This is a genomic window from Rhodospirillales bacterium, assembly GCA_020638175.1.
GTDB lineage: Bacteria > Pseudomonadota > Alphaproteobacteria > Micavibrionales > Micavibrionaceae > JACKJA01.
In genome coordinates this window covers 1,022,646-1,039,244 of record JACKJA010000002.1, presented here as the reverse complement: position 1 = coordinate 1,039,244, position 16,599 = coordinate 1,022,646, and the positions used below count along the sequence as shown (strand labels likewise).

General features: G+C 52.6%; 16 protein-coding genes. 15 read left to right on the top strand and 1 reads right to left on the bottom strand.

Annotated elements, in window-relative coordinates:
* The first annotated feature begins 54 nt into the window (after window positions 1–54).
* A complete protein-coding gene (locus H6868_05055; protein ID MCB9988690.1) occupies window positions 55–252 on the top strand; it encodes a 30S ribosomal protein S21 in 198 nt (65 codons plus the stop codon).
* 59 nt (window positions 253–311) lie between these two features.
* On the opposite strand, the gene H6868_05050 is transcribed toward H6868_05055, so the two are convergent.
* Window positions 312–2,090, bottom strand: coding sequence for an aminopeptidase P family protein (locus H6868_05050; protein MCB9988689.1), 1,779 nt, complete (start codon window positions 2,088–2,090; stop codon window positions 312–314).
* A gap of 126 nt (window positions 2,091–2,216) precedes the next feature.
* On the opposite strand from H6868_05050, the gene H6868_05045 reads away from it, so the two are divergent.
* From H6868_05045 to H6868_04980, 14 genes are all read left to right on the top strand, one after another.
* Complete coding sequence (locus tag H6868_05045) at window positions 2,217–2,840, top strand: hypothetical protein (GenBank protein ID MCB9988688.1); 624 nt, start codon at window positions 2,217–2,219, stop codon at window positions 2,838–2,840.
* 31 nt (window positions 2,841–2,871) lie between these two features.
* Window positions 2,872–3,312, top strand: a complete 441-nt coding sequence (locus H6868_05040; protein MCB9988687.1) for a J domain-containing protein — start codon at window positions 2,872–2,874, stop codon at window positions 3,310–3,312.
* A gap of 88 nt (window positions 3,313–3,400) precedes the next feature.
* Complete coding sequence (locus H6868_05035) at window positions 3,401–4,288, top strand: UTP--glucose-1-phosphate uridylyltransferase (GenBank protein ID MCB9988686.1); 888 nt, start codon at window positions 3,401–3,403, stop codon at window positions 4,286–4,288.
* Window positions 4,289–4,295: 7 nt separating this feature from the next.
* Entirely contained in the window at window positions 4,296–5,702 is a 1,407-nt protein-coding gene (locus H6868_05030) for a phosphomannomutase/phosphoglucomutase (GenBank protein ID MCB9988685.1), read from the top strand.
* Between the two features lie 26 nt (window positions 5,703–5,728).
* On the top strand, window positions 5,729–6,361 hold the full coding sequence (locus H6868_05025) for a hypothetical protein (protein MCB9988684.1): 633 nt from the start codon (window positions 5,729–5,731) through the stop codon (window positions 6,359–6,361).
* A gap of 218 nt (window positions 6,362–6,579) precedes the next feature.
* Window positions 6,580–9,351 (top strand): chemotaxis protein CheW, encoded by a 2,772-nt coding sequence (locus tag H6868_05020; GenBank protein ID MCB9988683.1) that lies wholly within the window; start codon window positions 6,580–6,582, stop codon window positions 9,349–9,351.
* On the top strand, window positions 9,348–9,836 hold the full coding sequence (locus H6868_05015; GenBank protein ID MCB9988682.1) for a chemotaxis protein CheW: 489 nt from the start codon (window positions 9,348–9,350) through the stop codon (window positions 9,834–9,836). The genes H6868_05020 and H6868_05015 overlap by 4 nt, the downstream gene beginning before the upstream one ends.
* Window positions 9,837–9,891: 55 nt before the next feature.
* On the top strand, window positions 9,892–10,257 hold the full coding sequence (locus H6868_05010) for a response regulator (protein ID MCB9988681.1): 366 nt from the start codon (window positions 9,892–9,894) through the stop codon (window positions 10,255–10,257).
* A 55-nt stretch (window positions 10,258–10,312) separates the two neighbouring features.
* The gene (locus tag H6868_05005) at window positions 10,313–11,464 is read left to right on the top strand and encodes a chemotaxis response regulator protein-glutamate methylesterase (GenBank protein ID MCB9988680.1); all 1,152 of its coding nucleotides are present in this window, start codon (window positions 10,313–10,315) and stop codon (window positions 11,462–11,464) included.
* 22 nt (window positions 11,465–11,486) lie between these two features.
* Window positions 11,487–12,338, top strand: a complete 852-nt coding sequence (locus tag H6868_05000; GenBank protein ID MCB9988679.1) for a protein-glutamate O-methyltransferase CheR — start codon at window positions 11,487–11,489, stop codon at window positions 12,336–12,338.
* 45 nt (window positions 12,339–12,383) lie between these two features.
* On the top strand, window positions 12,384–14,015 hold the full coding sequence (purH, locus tag H6868_04995) for a bifunctional phosphoribosylaminoimidazolecarboxamide formyltransferase/IMP cyclohydrolase (GenBank protein ID MCB9988678.1): 1,632 nt from the start codon (window positions 12,384–12,386) through the stop codon (window positions 14,013–14,015).
* 198 nt (window positions 14,016–14,213) lie between these two features.
* Entirely contained in the window at window positions 14,214–15,620 is a 1,407-nt protein-coding gene (locus tag H6868_04990) for a hypothetical protein (GenBank protein ID MCB9988677.1), read from the top strand.
* Between the two features lie 71 nt (window positions 15,621–15,691).
* Window positions 15,692–16,045, top strand: coding sequence for a hypothetical protein (locus H6868_04985; GenBank protein MCB9988676.1), 354 nt, complete (start codon window positions 15,692–15,694; stop codon window positions 16,043–16,045).
* 210 nt (window positions 16,046–16,255) lie between these two features.
* Window positions 16,256–16,591: a hypothetical protein gene (locus H6868_04980; GenBank protein MCB9988675.1), complete on the top strand. Its 336-nt coding sequence runs from the start codon at window positions 16,256–16,258 to the stop codon at window positions 16,589–16,591.
* Window positions 16,592–16,599 lie beyond the last annotated feature (8 nt).

The following is a 16,599-nucleotide window of genomic DNA, read 5'->3' as shown; positions in this document are numbered from 1 at the left end:
CAAGGCGACTGCTTTTGAAGAATTTTTAGAGAAATCCGAAAGGGGTGATTTGATTTGGTAACCGTTAATGTTCGCGATAACAACGTGGAACAGGCTTTGAAAGTCCTGAAGAAAAAAATGCAACGTGAAGGCATTTTCCGCGAAATGAAGCTGCGCAAAGACTTTGAAAAACCGTCGCAGAAGAAAAAACGCGAAAAGAACGAGGCTGTCCGCCGCTGGCGCAAGCTGCAGCGTAAAAAAGGTGGGCGCTAATCCCTTTTCTTATTTCATAAAAACGATTTTAAAAACCGCCGGTTCTCTGGCGGTTTTTTTTATAGCGGCGTGCAGGCCTGTTCCAGCCATGCCGCCACGTCGCTTTCCAGCCGCGGGGCAAGCGTTTCATAAACCGTCCGATGATATGCATTCAGCCATTTCGTTTCCGACGCACTTAGCAAAACCGGATCAATCAGGTTCCGGTCGATCGGGGCCATGGTCACGGTTTCAAAAGCCAGCATCTTTTTATCCGTGTCTTCGCGCAGGCCATCCTCGACGACAAAAACAAGGCTTTCAATGCGAATGCCGTATTCCCCGGCCTTGTAATATCCCGGCTCGTTCGAAATCAGCATCCCGGCCTTAAACGGCATCCCGGCCCGCTTGGAAATTCCGGCGGCTTCTTCGTGAACGGACAGATAACACCCGACCCCGTGACCGGTACCGTGATCGTAATCACGCCCTACATCCCATAGGGGTTTCCGGGCCAGCGCATCAATATGCCCGCCTGTCGTCCCTTCCGGGAATCGCGCGGTGGCCACACCGATATGCCCCTTTAAGACGCGGGTGAAATTTTCGCGCATATCATCCGTCGGCTCACCGATAGCAACGGTCCGCGTAACATCCGTTGTTCCGGCAACACCGCCACCACAATACTGTCCGCCGCTATCGACCAGTAAAAGCCCCGGCGGCTTGATCGGCTTGTTGGTTTCTTTCGTTACCCGGTAATGGACAACCGCCCCGTTATCCGCCCAGCCAGCGATCGTATCAAAGCTGGCCTCCCGGTAGAGCGGATCAAGGCGGGAGCATTCCTCCCGCTTGGCGACAATATCCAGCTCCGTCAGTTTTTTCTTCGGGCCTTGTTCGTCCACCCATTTCAAAAACCGGACCAGCGCCACACCATCACGGATATGCGTTTCCGTGATGGCCGCGCGCTCGGCTTCATTCTTACAGGCCCGCGGCTCTATACAGGGGTCTTCGATATCTTTGACCTGTGCCCCGGCCGTCGTCAGCACCTGCCTGAACCATACGGACGAGCGTTTGTAATCCAGCCCCACCACTTTATCTTTTAAATTCAGGAGATTATCGGAGAGCTTTGATATATCGTGACAAAACACTTCTTGCGGGAAGAACGGCAAAACATCAGCGCCCTGCTTGCCCGGATCTACAAACCAGTCGATCCGCCCCCCGGCATAAATGATAGCGTAAGACAAAACCACAGGGATATGCGGCACATCGGCGCCACGCACGTTCAAAAGCCATGACACAGACTCCGGCGCGGTCAACACAAAGGCATCCAGACCTTCTTTTTCAAGAGACGCCGAGATTTCCGTGCGTTTTTCTCCGGCTGTTTTCCCCGCCATTTCATCGGGGAACATTTCAACCGCCTCCAAAGGCGGGGCGGGCCGGTCATTCCAGACCGCATCAATCAGGTTTCCTTCCACCGCGACCAGTTCAACCGGCGCTTTGGACAGGCTTTCGATTTGCGGCGGCGTAAACAGCATCGGATCGTAACCGATGCGCGCGCCCTCCTCCGCGTGATCCCTGAGCCAGTCGCTTAAAGGCGCTTCATACATATCACCGGCTTCATACAGGGCGCGGTTAACCTGCTGTTCTAATTGCAGCGTGTAGCGCCCGTCGCTCATGACCACCGCCCGATCCGGCAGAACGGCAGCTATACCGGCGGAACCGTCAAACCCGGTCAGCCACGCCAGCCGTTCAGCGCACGCCGGAACGTATTCCCCCAGAAACTCGTCGGTACGGGGAATGATATAACCGTCCAGTTGCAAACGCGCTATTTCTTCCCGGACAAGACCCAATCTTTTCTCGAACTCACTCATTATGTTCAAAATAGTATAAAATGACCTTGTTGCCTAGAAAGCATATTTTGACATAATTCTTGTTTTTCGCTATTCTCCTTTATACAGCACATAACATTGGACCGGTAAAAACGGGATTATTCGCCTATGATTTTAAATGCCCAGTATATTGCCGATATGGCCTTGCGCAGGACACAGGATCCGGCCGCGAAAACAGAGTTTTTTCTGGCGCTGTCCGGCGATCTGGTTCTGCAGGGGATTTTCAAACAGCAAACTCAAAAACCGGATTTAAGCACGCCGGCCTTTTCCGAAGCCTTTGAAGATACGATTGATTATCTTGAATACCTGCCTGATAAGGACTGGTCGAGCACTCGGCCGCAAGATGTGGAAAATGCTCTGGAGCGTATCCTGACGGATATTGGCTATTACAAAACGATTTTTCATGATGAAGAGCAAAACCGGACGGGTTCCGTTGATTTGCAAAACCTTGAAACCGCGTTTAATGCTGCCGCCCGCCCGGCTCTGAAGGCCACGGCAGAAGCCTACCTTCCCGCGCCCGATGACGCCGCCCGGCAGCAATGGTTTATGGATTACATTGATACGCTTGCGCAGGATATTGAACGAAATGGCGCGACAAACGCTATAGCCCATGCCTCAACGTGGTACGAGCATCTGGATTCCCCGGCCGCTCAGGAATTAAAGGCCACCATGAAACAGGCGCATGCCATCATTTTATCGCCCACGCCCCGTCCCCCCGCCGGTCCTGCTTGATTTTTCAGGCGAACGCGGCTACTGCTTGTTCATGCCTTATATCATCCTTGTTTTTGGTTTTTTGATCGGTCTGTACGGCCTGTACCGTTTTTTCATGGTTGCCAATGTCAGCCAGATTAAAGCGCTGTTCACCACCGCCCTGTTCGTTGTTTTATGCGTCGCCTTGTTTTTTCTGGTGATTACCGGAAAATTGCCGGCGGCGCTGGCGTTACTGGGCGCTGTAACGCCGATTGTTCTGGCGTGGTGGAAACACCGGAATACCCCGCCGGCCGCTGCTGCTTCGTCCGATTCTTCGTCTATGACACGCGCCGAGGCGCTGGACGTTTTGGGGCTGGAACAGGATGCCACGAAAGAAGAAATTCTGGCGGCTTACAAGAAGCTGGTTAAAAAGGTTCATCCCGATCAGGAAGGATCGAAATGGATGACGGCCAAGCTCAATCAGGCCCGCGATATCCTGACAAAAGACACCTGAAAAACAGGGTCTAAAACCTTGCAAAAGCGGTTCATCTATGCCAAGCATAGCCGCGAGGTTTTAACAACAATTCTGGGAAAATAAAAACATGTCAAAAAGTTTCAAACCTGTAAGAAAAGCCGTCTTTCCCGTGGCCGGACTGGGAACTCGATTCCTGCCGGCGACCAAGGTTTTACCCAAGGAAATGCTGCCGCTCAACGACCGGCCGCTGATCCAGCATGCTTATGAAGAAGCCCGCGAAGCCGGGATCGAGGAATTTATCTTCGTTACCGGGCGGTACAAAAACATGCTGCAGGAGCATTTCGATTATTTGCCGGAGCTGGAAGCAACGCTGGAAGCGCGCGGTAAGAAAGACGCTCTGGAATCCGTTAAATCCAGTGAGATCCCGGCTGGGAAACTGGTCCTGACCCGTCAGCCCAAGGCGCTGGGGCTGGGTCATGCTATCTGGTGTGCGAAAAATCTGGTCGGGGACGAACCATTTGCCGTCATTTTGCCTGACGATGTGTTTCTGGCGAAAAAATCCTGTCTGGCGCAAATGGTCGAAGCCTACAACGAACTGGGCGGCAACCTGATGGCCGTCGAGGACGTATCGAGAGGAGACACGGCGCGCTACGGCATTATCGACATCAAGGAAGACAAAGGCAAAACCCTTTCAGTTAACGGCTTTGTTGAAAAACCAAAGCCGGAAGACGCCCCTTCGCAAACGGCGATTATGGGCCGCTATATCCTGCAACCGGAGATTTTCGATTACCTGTCAGAATTTGAAACCGGGGCCGGCGGGGAAATTCAGCTAACCGACGCCTTGGTCAAATTGCTTAACGACCAGCCTTTCCACGGTTACCGTTATGATGGCCAGCGCTATGATTGTGGCACACGGATCGGCTTTATTGAAACCAATCTGGCTTTTGGCTTGGCGGACCCTGAAATAGGTTCTAAAGTCAGAGAACTTGCCAAAAATTTGTTGAACGCAGATTAGGATCCCTATGACCGACACATTCACCCCTGCTCCGTATACCCTGCCCCCGGAAATACTGCGCGAATACGATATTCGCGGCCAGATTGACAAAAATCTGGGGCCACAAGAAGCTTTTGCGGTTGGCTGCGCATTCGGAACGATGATCCGGCGCAAAGGCGGATCACGCGCCTGCATCGGCTATGACGGGAGGGACAGCTCGCCGGCGCTCGCCGATGTCATGGCTCAGGGGCTAGCGTCCACCGGCATCGAGGTTGAAAATATCGGACTGGGTCCGTCGCCGATGCTGTATTTCGCTGTCAAAGATCACATGGCCGATGGCGGCGTCATGATAACCGGTTCGCATAACCCGGCGGATTACAACGGCTTTAAGCTGAACCTGCAAAGCGGGCCGGTCTATGGCTCTATGATTCAGGAGCTGGGACAGATCGCCGCCGCCGGTGACTTTGAAAGCGGTGAAGGTTCGATCCGTTCCATCGACATCAAAGACAATTATGTTGCGCGTCTTTTGCGTGATTTCCAGGGCGGAAAAGACCTGAAGATCGCGTGGGATTGCGGTAACGGCGCCGCTGGCGAGATCGCCCGGAGACTGACCGCTCAATTACCGGGCACGCATATTTTGCTGTTCGACGAGATTGATGGCTCCTTTCCCAACCACCATCCCGATCCCACCGTCGACAAAAATCTGGAAGATTTGATCAGCACAGTCCGGCAAGAAGGCTGTGATGTCGGGATAGCTTTCGACGGGGACGCCGACCGCATTGGCGTTGTCGATGAAAACGGCACGATTATCCGCTGTGATACGCTGATGGCTGTCTATGCCCGCGAAGTTCTGGAAGACCATCCGGGCGCCGCGATTATCGGCGATGTTAAATGTTCCCAAGTCATGTATGACGAGATTATCCGGCTCGGCGGAAAAGCTATCATGTGGAAAACGGGGCATTCCCTGATTAAAGCCAAGATGGCGGAAACCAGAGCGCCGCTGGCGGGCGAGCTGTCCGGTCATATTTTCTTTGGCGACAAATGGTACGGGTTTGATGACGGCCTGTACTGCGCGGTGCGCCTGATTAACATCCTGTGCGATACGGATGGCCCGGTATCGTCGTTGACCGCGCATCTGCCGACGACCTGCAACACGCCGGAGATTCGCTTTGAAGTCGAGGAAAGCGAAAAATTCGATCTGGTGCAGCGCGTGGCCGTGGATCTGGAGGCTATTGCTAACGATGACGTCAAGATCATTGATATTGACGGCGTACGGGTTAATACACCGGACGGCTGGTGGCTGCTCCGCGCCTCCAACACTCAAAATGTTCTGGTTACCCGTGCCGAAGCCACCAGTCCGGAAGGACTGGAGCGCTTGAAAAATATGGTCAGCAAAGAGGTTGCAAAAATCGGCTATACGGTTACCCTTTCCTGAATAATCGCTTTAACATGGATAAAAATATGACTATCGACACATCAACTCTGGAACAACTGGCCTCCCGCATTTGTCATGATCTGATCAGTCCGATCGGCGCCATTCACAACGGCCTTGAATTCATGCAGGACATGGGAATGGATTCCGATGAAGAAGCCATGGCCCTGATCGCGCATAGCTCCCGGCAAGCCTCAGCCAAGTTGCAAATGTTCCGGCTGGCTTACGGGGCCGGCGGCAACGATCCGCACATCAAGCCTGAAGATGTTTATAAAAACTATGCGGCGTTCATAGAAGGTGACGGGAAAATCACGCAAGACTGGGATCCGCATGCCGACCTTGGATTCGAGGAACGCCCTGCCGGTTACTGCAAAATGCTGGCTTGCGCCCTTATGATGGCATCCGAATGCCTCCCCCGCGGTGGCACCGTCACCGTTACCGCCGGAAACCCCGGACAAACGATGGTTGTCGCCAGCGGGACCGATGCCGGCCCTCGTGAAAAAGTCATTGATGCGCTGGCGGGACGTTTATCGGCGGATAATCTGGAACCGCGGCTGGTTCACCCGTTTATCGTATCAATTCTGGCGCAGCATTACGGGTATGCATTTACTCTTGAAAGCAACGAAGATGCAAAGGTCACTATTTCTATAGAAAAACGTTAGCATTTTTCGAGAAATAGAATCCCTTATTTTATTCGCGTAATATCCATACGTATTTTTTCAAGAAAAACACTCTGAAATATAGAGCTTTTTGTGTACAATGCCTTTTGGCTGTCTATACGGCTCTTTAACAAAAGGCTGGTATAGTTGGCTGTTGCCGCGGGCAGGAGGCTCGTGTGCGTATGACAGAAAATATTCCGAATTGGTCTGGGGAGAGCAGTATGGATGATTTGATTACCGAGTTTCTGACTGAAACGAACGAAGCTCTGGGTGCGCTGGATACCGATCTGGTCAACCTTGAGCAGAATCCGAACGATAAAGACTTACTATCCCAGATATTCCGTCTCGTCCATACGATCAAGGGAACTTGCGGGTTTCTAGGACTTCCGCGGCTCGAATCAGTCGCCCATAAAGGTGAAGATGTGCTGGGGCTGTTCCGGGATGGCGTATTAGACGTCACACCGGAGTATGTTACCCTGATTTTTGAATGTCTGGATTGCATCAAAGGCATTATTCGCGGCATCGAAGAAACAGGATCGGAACCGGAAGGCGATGACACCGATCTTAAAAACCGGCTGGCCGCCGTTTATGAGAAAGCCACTAGCGACGATGAGAAATTAACGCCGCAACAGGAACTCGACCGCGCCGTACAGATGGCCCGTGAGAAACTGGCCGCCGAGCAGGCTACCTCTGCCGAACAGGAAGAAAGCGCCGGCGGGCATGCCACGGAAGCCGAGCTGGAAGCCGAGCTGGAAGCCGCCTTTGCCGCTGCTGAAGTCATGCCGATCGAACAAGTTATGGCAGGAGATTCTGCGGATGATATTCAGGATGAAGCGCCCCCTCCTCCGCCCCCTTCCCCGGCTGTGCAAGCCGCCGAACCTGTAGAAATGGGTATTGCCCGCGAATCATCTGTGGCAGCACAGTCGTTGCGTGTGAATGTTGATGTGCTTGAAAACCTTATGACCATGGTCAGTGAGCTTGTCCTGACTCGTAACCAGCTCTTGCAAATTCTGAGAAACCAGAACGATAGCGAATTTGGTGTTCCGTTGCAGCGTTTGAACCATGTCGTGTCCGATTTGCAGGAAGGCGTCATGAAAACCCGGATGCAGCCCATCGGTAATGCCTGGGCCAAGTTGCCGCGGATTATTCGCGATATCAGCCTTGATCTCGGCAAGAAAATCGACCTGGAGATGCGCGGGAAAGACACGGAACTTGACCGTCAGGTTCTGGAGCTTATCAAAGACCCGCTGACGCATATGGTTCGCAATTCCGCCGATCACGGTATTGAATCACCGGAAGACCGGCTGGCTGCCGGGAAACCGGAAATGGGTAAATTGCTGCTGAACGCCTATCATGAAGGCGGGCACATCATTATCGAGATATCCGACGACGGGCGCGGGTTGCCGGTTGATAAAATCAAAAGAAAAATTATCGCCAACGGCCTCGCCACCGCGGAAGAGCTGGCGGAAATGTCGGCACAGCAAATCCAGCAGTTCATCTTTAAACCCGGTTTTTCGACAGCGGAAAAAGTGACATCCGTATCCGGGCGAGGCGTCGGCATGGACGTTGTTCGCACCAATATCGAGAAAATCGGCGGATCTATTGAATTGAAATCCGTAGAAGGACAAGGTTCACGCTTTTTAATCAAGATACCGCTGACCCTGGCCATCGTATCAGCCCTGATTGTCGAGGTTGCCGGCGAACGCTTTGCTATTCCGCAACTGGCGGTACGCGAACTGGTCATGGCCTCGGTCGAGGGAGACAACCGGATCGAAACCATTAAGGGTACGCCGGTTTTACGCTTGCGGGACCATCTTTTGCCGCTGGTATCCTTGCGGGAATTGTTAAAGCTGGATGCTCCGGAAGAATCCGACGCGCCGGAAACAGACAGCAAAAACCGGTATATTGTCGTTACGCAGGTTGGCGCTTACACCTTGGGGATTATTGTCGACCGCGTTTTCGATACCGAGGAAATCGTCGTCAAGCCTGTGGCTAATATCCTGCGAGATATCGATATGTTCTCCGGCAACACGATCCTTGGTGACGGCAGCGTTATCATGATTCTTGACCCGGCCGGGATTGCCAAATGCTCCGGAGAAATCGACTCTTCCGACACGATGGAAGTTTCCGACGAAAGCGCCGCGGCCCGGGCTGACACCGTTGACCGCACTACTTTGCTTTTGTTCATGGCTGGCGGGAATGCTCCGCGTGCCGTGCCTCTGGAATTGATTTCCCGTCTGGAAGAAATCAACGTGTCAAACATCGAAAGGGCCAATGGCGGCATGGTCGTGCAATATCGCGGTCACCTGATGCCCCTGATGCCCCTGAACTCCGAGATCAACGTCGGAACGGAAGGCCACAAACCGGTTTTGGTCTTTGCCGATGAAAATCGCTCGATGGGCCTGATCGTCGATCAGATCATTGACATCAAGGAAGAGCATGTCGACGTACAGATTACCGGTAATAACGGTATTCTGGGCAGCGCCATCATTGATGAAAAATCCACAGACGTGATTGATGTCGGATATTTCCTCAAACAAATATCCGGTAACTGGTTCAAAAACCACGGTGACGAGCCTTTCCGGCAAGACAACAATGTTGACGCCGCTCATAAACGGATTTTGCTGGTCGAGGACAGTCCCTTTTTCCGCAACATGCTTACACCTCTCTTGCGGGTGGCCGGGTACAAGGTCACAACGGCAGAAAGCGCCTTGAGAGCGTTAGAACTGTGCGACGAAGGCCGGGAGTTCGACGTTATTATCAGTGATATCGAGATGCCGGAAATGAACGGCTTTGAATTTGCAGCAAAGGTTAAGGCCCAGAAAAACTGGCAGGATACGCCGCTGGTTGCTTTATCCTCTCATGCCACGCCTCAGGATATGAGCCGCGGGATGGAAGCCGGATTCAACAAATACATCGCCAAATTCGACCGCGACACTCTCCTTGATACCCTGTCGCAAACATTATCCGAGCAATATGGAGAAGCATCATGACGGCGCAAACAAGCATTCTGGATCGCGAACATCACGAAGAAGACATCCGTTTGGGTGAATCGCAAGATTATCTGACTGTGGTTATTGCCGGGCAGCTTTTCGGTATTCCTGTCCTGCAGGTACAGGATGTTCTGGGCGAGCAACGCGTTACAAAAATACCGCTGGCCCCACCGGAAGTCGCCGGCTCTCTGAACTTGCGGGGCCGTATTGTTACGGCGATCGACGTGCGCTGCCGGCTGGGTTTGAACATAAATACAGATGCCGGCACGGAGATGAGCGTTGTCGTTGAACACGAAAATGAGCTTTACAGCCTGATTATTGACGATGTCGGCGATGTCCTGACGCTTTATCACTGTGATTTCGAAGGTAACCCGGCCACGCTGGACCCGGTCTGGCGGGAAATATCTCTGGGGATATACCAGATGGAAAAACAGTTGCTGGTTGTTCTGGACGTACCCAAACTATTAAATACGGTACATTCTTAACCGTTTTTTCTTTTCGTTTATTCTTAACCCGTACAAATAAGGTCATAGAAAAATCATGAAAACATGCCTGATTGTCGATGATAGCCGCGTTGTTCGAAAGGTCGCCCGCCGTATTGTGGAAGATCTAGGGTTTCAGTGTGACGAAGCCGAAGATGGACAAAAAGCTTTCGAAGCTTGTGAAGTCTCCATGCCGGGGGCCGTTCTTCTGGACTGGAACATGCCGGTCATGAGCGGTATTGAATTCCTCGAAAAGCTCCGGCAGATGCCGGGCGGGGACGCCCCCAAGGTCGTGTTCTGCACGACCGAGAACGATCTGGCCCACATCACCCGCGCTATACAAGCCGGGGCCAACGAATACATCATGAAACCGTTTGACAGTGAGATCATCAAAGACAAATTCACCCAAGTCGGCCTGCTTTAATAAAACAAAAAAGCCCGAAAGAAGGCAAGTCTATAGATAAATGGAAATTGAAGGTATGGAACCGACCGCCCCCTCCTCTACAACTGAAAACACGCGCGATAAAATCAGGGTTATGCTGGTTGACGATTCGGCCGTTATTCGCGGCCTGATTTCCCGCGCGCTGCAAAAAGATCCTGTCGTTGAAATTGTATCGTCCGTTCATAACGGACGCGTGGCTGTCGACAGCGTCAAACGCGCTGCTCCTGACGTTGTTGTTCTGGACATAGAAATGCCGGAAATGGACGGTTTAACGGCCCTGCCGCTCATTTTAGAACAAAAACCCGACACCAAGGTCTTGATTTGCTCGACGCTTAGCGCCAAAGGCGCCGCCATTTCCATGCAGGCACTGGCCCTTGGCGCGACAGAATGCCTTGCAAAACCGAGCAGCACCAGCGAGATCAACAGCGCGTCCGCTTTTCAGGATGATCTGTTGCGCTTGATACGGGCGCTTGGCCCCAAGATCGGCATAACGACGGTGCCATCAGGAATCCCGTCCCCGGCAACAGCCTCCAGACCGGCGACCGTTACAACGGCCATGCCGTTTACCAGCTCTGATATACAGCTGCATGATGACCGTTTTTCTTATAAGGGAAAACCTGACATTCTTGCCATCGGCAGTTCTACCGGCGGGCCGCAGGCTCTGTTCGAAGTCATCAAGAACTTCAAGGATTTTGATATTCCGATTGTTGTTACCCAGCACATGCCCAAAACATTTACGGCCATGCTGGCCAAACATATCGAGCAAAATTGCGGGCTGCCGTGCCATGAGGGCGCTCAGGGCATGAGCCTTGAACCCGGCACGGTCTACGTCGCTCCCGGTGGTTATCATATGTTGTTTAAACAACAAAACGGCAAAACCGTTATCGACGTTAACGATGGTCCTCAAGAAAATTTCTGTAAACCGGCCGTCGACCCCATGATGCGTAGCCTGATTGATATATACGGCAAAAAAATTCTGGCAGTGATTTTGACCGGCATGGGGTATGATGGGAAAAAAGGATGTCAGAAACTGGTTGAAGCCGGAGGACGGGTCATCGCCCAGGATGAGAAAACAAGTACCGTATGGGGTATGCCGGGAGCCGTTGCCACGGCCGGGATATGTTCTGCGGTGCTGCCGGTTGACAAACTTGGTCCGTGGGCACGCGACGCAGTTATGAAACGAATTTAGGATAAGGCAAGGGCACCTAAGGATGCATATTGGAGATTTCGACTTTTACAAGGATTTGCTTTACAAGCGCTCAGGGTTATCCTTGACGTCTGACAAGGCTTATCTCCTCGACTCGCGCCTGACGCCCATTGCCAAGAAATGGGAATATCCGTCGCTTGACGCCATGACCGTTGCTTTGCGGGCGATGGCCAATCAGGATTTAATCAAGGATGTCGTCGAAGCCATGACGACAAATGAAACATCCTTTTTCCGCGACCAGCGTCCGTTCGATACGTTCAAATCTGTCGTCTTGCCCTATTTGCTGAAAACACGGGCCCAGCGCCGGACTATACGGATTTGGTCCGCGGCCTGTTCCAGCGGTCAGGAAGCTTACTCTCTGGCCATGCTTTTGAAAGAGCAGGAAAGCCTGATCGCCGGATGGCGCATTGAAATCGTCGGCACCGATATCTCCAACGAAATTCTCGACAAAGCCCGCAAAGGTGAATTCTCGCAGTTCGAGGTTCAGCGGGGGCTGCCGATCCAGATGTTGCTGAAATATTTCACTCAAAATGGTGAGCGCTGGCAGATTAACGACAATATCAAAAATATGGTCCGGTTCAATTATTTTAACCTGCTGGATGATACAGGTTCCCTGGGAACGTTCGATGTCGTTTTTTGCCGGAACGTCCTGATTTACTTTGACGAACCGATCAAAAAAAATGTTCTGGGCAAGATCTCCGGACAAATACAAAAAGACGGATTCCTTTTCCTGGGCGGGGCCGAAACCGTTCTGGGGCTTGATAGCGCTTTTAAGGGAATGAAGGAATATCGCGGCCTTTATGCGCTGGAAAACGGCACTTACGACACAGAAGCCCTTGCACAAGCCGTCGTGTAGGATTAAAACACAGTCCTTGGACACCTTTAAGACTAAGGACAAAATATGAGCACTTCCGCATCTGCCGCTTCCTCTTCCGAGAACACCATCCGCGATCCGCGCGCCGTTACAGTCAAACGCGCCCTGATCTCTGTTTCCAACAAAGACGGGCTGGCTGATTTTGCGCAAAAACTGGCGGCCTACGGCGTTGAAATCCTGTCGACCGGGGGAACGGCCAAGGCTCTGAAAGAGGCTGGCATTGATGTCCGGGATGTTTCCGATTACACGGGCTTTCCTGAAATTATGGATGGCCGGGTCAAGACCCTGCATCCGAAGGTTCATGGCGGCATCCTCGCCCGCCGTGACAAGGCTGACCACAAACAGGCCATGGAAGACAACGATATCGGCGATATCGACCTGATCGTCGTCAATTTGTATCCCTTTGTCGAAGTTGTGAAGGCGGGCGCCGATTTCGATACGGCCATCGAAAACATAGATATCGGCGGGCCGGCCATGGTGCGGGCAGCGGCCAAAAACCATGAATTCGTTACCATCGTGACCGATCCGCAGGACTACAACACGGTTTTGGAAGATCTGGCGACCCATGACGGCGCAACGACCTATGCCCTGCGCAAGCGGCTGGCGGCCAATGCTTATGCCCTGACGTCGACCTATGATTCCAATATTGCCAGCTGGTTTGCCGCGCAGGTCGACAAGGAAGAGTTCCCCCGTCGAATCAGTTTTTCCGGCGATATCAAGCAATCGCTGCGTTATGGGGAAAACCCCCATCAGCGCGCCGCGCTTTATCTGGATGGCAGCGTGCGCCCCGGCGTGGCAACCGCCAGCCAGATTCAGGGCAAGGAGCTGTCCTATAACAATCTGAACGATACAGATGCGGCGTTTGAGCTGGTTGCCGAGTTTGAAGAGCCTGCCGTAGCCATTATCAAACATGCCAACCCGTCGGGCGTGGCCATCGGGGAGACTTGTCTGGATGCTTACCGGCTGGCGCTGCGCTGCGACCCGGTTAGTGCCTTTGGCGGCATTATCGCCCTGAACCGCCCTCTGGACAAGGAAACCGCCGAGGAGATCATCAAGGTCTTTAGCGAAGTCATCATCGCCCCGTCCGTTGAAACAGCGGCGCTGGATGTGCTGGCGACCAAGAAAAACCTGCGGGTTCTGACCACGGGCGGCATGCCCGACCCGGCAACGCCACGGCGGCAGGTCAAAACCATCGCCGGCGGGATGCTGGTGCAAGATACCGATAACGGTGTGATTTCCAAAGAGATGCTGAAGGTTGTCACGGAACGCGAACCGACCGAAGCAGAGCTTAACGACATGATCTTTGCTTTCAAGGTCTGCAAACACGTTAAATCCAACGCGATTATCTATGTGAAGGATCAGGCCACCGTCGGGATCGGCGCCGGGCAGATGAGCCGGGTCGATTCCACCCGAATCGCCGCCCAGAAATCAAAAGATGCCGCTGAGGCCGCCGGAATCGACCATGCCCTGACCAAGGGGTCTGTTGTGGCGTCCGATGCGTTCTTCCCCTTTGCGGATGGCCTGATTACCGCCGCCGAGGCCGGAGCGACCGCCGTGATCCAGCCGGGTGGCTCGATCCGCGATGAGGACGTTATTGCCGCCGCCGATGAACGCGGGCTGGCCATGGTGTTTACCGATATGCGGCATTTCCGGCACTAAGGCCCCGCTTTACTGTCATTGCGAGGAATGAAATGACGAAGCAATCCCGCCCGGATTGCCGCGTCGCTGCGCCCCTCGCAATGACGGATAACCTCTCACGTTTCTTTATATTTCCATAAAAATATTAAGCATTTTAACTAAATGTTAAAACATTTTGTGCATAAAGGAGTTAAAGCGAGGAATAGAAAGGGTTTAAACGTGGCAACCGCACCAACAACAGAAGAAACAACACTGGAATCGGGCTTCTGGCACAAAGTGGCCGTTGGCGCCCGCGGCGCTTTTGACGGTGCCGTAGCAGAAGTCATTGCTACGCCGGGCTATATTGCCGATCTAGTTGATGTCGGTAGTGAATGGGCCTTTGATTACTCATTATATGAAGGCAGCGCCGGTAAAGGGATCGCCGATGGCGTACGGTCCGCGGCCGATGCCGTGGGGATGGACGTTAAAATTCTCAATGCGACGGAAGCCAGCATTTACGGGGGCGCCAAAATAACCGGCGAGGCCTTGACTTATGTTACGGGCGCTGCGGGATTGGCAAAAGGCGGGGCTAAGCTAGCCGCGAAAGCCGCCACGAGAGGGGTTGCCGATAATGTTGCCACGCTCGCTAAAAAAGAAATTCGCAAAGGCGGCGATGACGTTGCCGCGCAAGTTAAAAATATCCACCGGAACCCGGGCATTCCCGATGCCGACAAGAATCTGATTTCCGGTCGTCTGTTGGATAAAGCCCAAGGCAAAGGCAAATTGACAGCAGAGGGCGTCGAAGGTCTGGAAAACTCCAGAGTTGTTACACAAACAACGCGGACAGCGGCCAGCAGTGCCCTGATCGCTCAGGAAAATGCATCGCGCTTAACAAAAGCCGGCAGTGCTACAAAAGAGGCCTTTAAATCTGCCGTTACGCTGCCGAAAGATCACGTACTCGCAACAACGACACTCGTAGCGGCAAAAGAAGGGCTTGTATATAACGAAGAAGTGCGTGATGGCAGCGCCGATGCGTTGCGGCAACAAGCCGCCGAAAACAAGCAAGAAGGTGATTACATCACCGGCGCCGCTATGGAAGGTGCCGCTAATCTTCTTGAAACAGACAAAGCGGCGGCACACAGAATGAGCGCCGGGAGCGGAAACGGCATCCATGCCGGGGGTCCCTCTTCTGCGGGTGCCGACGGCGGCATGCTGGACAGCCTGGGAGACGGCATTTCGAACCTGTTCAACTATGCCGGTCTGCCGGGGGTTGTTCCGTGGGTTAAAGAAGCCGGGCATTTCCTGAAAACCGAAGTTCCCCAGTTCTTTATGGAACACCCGGATATCGGTAAGTGGGTTGCTTTTGGGGTCGCGTTGCTGGCCTCTGACCGGATACTGAATATGCTTCCGGGCTCAGACACCATGATCGGCAAAATTCTGGTTTTCGCCGGAACGATCGCCGCCAGCCTCGGGGCTATGGGCTTTGCCAAGGAAAGTCTGGAGACTGCTCACAAGGAATCTTTGAACCCGGCAAACCGCGTGCATGAAAGCGGCAAGAGCTTGAGAGAAAGAGCCGCTGTCGAAAACGATCAAACGCCAGACAACCGGATCGAAATGAAACCTGCGGAAGTCCTTGTCTATAATTAAGGAAACCCGCTTGACGGCACAGGTACCTTTGGCAGACAATGAGGTATTCTATCTCTAACCTCGTCTGGACCATGATTGACCGCCCTTCCGACAAGCTGAATAAAGATTTTTCGACATCCCGTCCGGTTTTGTTTTTACCGTCGGATGTCGATATCGTTGTCGGTGACGAGACTGGCGATCTCTGGATTTATCACGAAAAGCCGGTTGATCTGGATTTGGTAAAAGCTGTATTTCATGCCGAGACTGGCGAGCTCCATTTCATTACGGCATTGGGCAAGGAATTTGACATGGGGTTTCCCCTTCAGGAAAAATTCCGTTCGCGAGTTGCTCAGGCCCAGCGTGTCACGTTCATATATGTTCCCAATGAGACAGATGGCATGCAAAACATGATTTTCATTCCCATGACCCAAATATCTGAAAAATAATCGTTTTTTCCTCAGAAAAAACGTCACCGGTAAGGTTTCCTTAACCGCTCGTTAACCTTTCCCCCATATATTAGGGGTAAGTTTGCAGCAAGAAGTTTAGATGCTGTATAATTTACATAGTTTTTAAAGTGTAAGCGTAGTTGAACAGGATTAAAGAACGGCTTAAGATACAGGGGTAGTAAAACAAACATGCAAGCAGCTTTAGCCATCATGACAGAAAAAACCCCTCCTCCCGTGCCGGAGTACAATAAAGGCACAGACCGTGATGTGAATGTCGAACTGGTGGTTAACGACCGTGCGGAAGCCATTGTTTTTCACAACAAGCCGTTCAAAAAGAAACTTTCATGGCTCGAATTCGATCTGGATACGAATAAACTGGATCTGGTCATGAATGACGGGGATACGCGGTCGTACGGTATTGCCGTAGACCCGAAACTGACGAAATACATGCAGAACGCTTTTCAGGTTCTTATGGTTCTGATGAACGAAAACACTGGTGAACCGGAGGGGGGCGAATATTTCCCGCTCATCCTTCACAAGGCTTAAAAAAATAG

Coding starts and splice junctions, on each gene's coding strand:
- H6868_05025 (MCB9988684.1), top strand. CDS start 5,729: ATGACTATCGACACATCAACTCTGGAACAACTGGCCTCCCGCATTTGT.
- purH (MCB9988678.1), top strand. CDS start 12,384: ATGAGCACTTCCGCATCTGCCGCTTCCTCTTCCGAGAACACCATCCGC.
- H6868_05040 (MCB9988687.1), top strand. CDS start 2,872: ATGCCTTATATCATCCTTGTTTTTGGTTTTTTGATCGGTCTGTACGGC.
- H6868_05015 (MCB9988682.1), top strand. CDS start 9,348: ATGACGGCGCAAACAAGCATTCTGGATCGCGAACATCACGAAGAAGAC.
- H6868_05005 (MCB9988680.1), top strand. CDS start 10,313: ATGGAACCGACCGCCCCCTCCTCTACAACTGAAAACACGCGCGATAAA.
- H6868_04980 (MCB9988675.1), top strand. CDS start 16,256: ATGACAGAAAAAACCCCTCCTCCCGTGCCGGAGTACAATAAAGGCACA.
- H6868_05000 (MCB9988679.1), top strand. CDS start 11,487: ATGCATATTGGAGATTTCGACTTTTACAAGGATTTGCTTTACAAGCGC.
- H6868_05045 (MCB9988688.1), top strand. CDS start 2,217: ATGATTTTAAATGCCCAGTATATTGCCGATATGGCCTTGCGCAGGACA.
- H6868_04985 (MCB9988676.1), top strand. CDS start 15,692: ATGATTGACCGCCCTTCCGACAAGCTGAATAAAGATTTTTCGACATCC.
- H6868_05050 (MCB9988689.1), bottom strand. CDS start 2,090: ATGAGTGAGTTCGAGAAAAGATTGGGTCTTGTCCGGGAAGAAATAGCG.
- H6868_05035 (MCB9988686.1), top strand. CDS start 3,401: ATGTCAAAAAGTTTCAAACCTGTAAGAAAAGCCGTCTTTCCCGTGGCC.
- H6868_05020 (MCB9988683.1), top strand. CDS start 6,580: ATGGATGATTTGATTACCGAGTTTCTGACTGAAACGAACGAAGCTCTG.
- H6868_05030 (MCB9988685.1), top strand. CDS start 4,296: ATGACCGACACATTCACCCCTGCTCCGTATACCCTGCCCCCGGAAATA.
- H6868_05010 (MCB9988681.1), top strand. CDS start 9,892: ATGAAAACATGCCTGATTGTCGATGATAGCCGCGTTGTTCGAAAGGTC.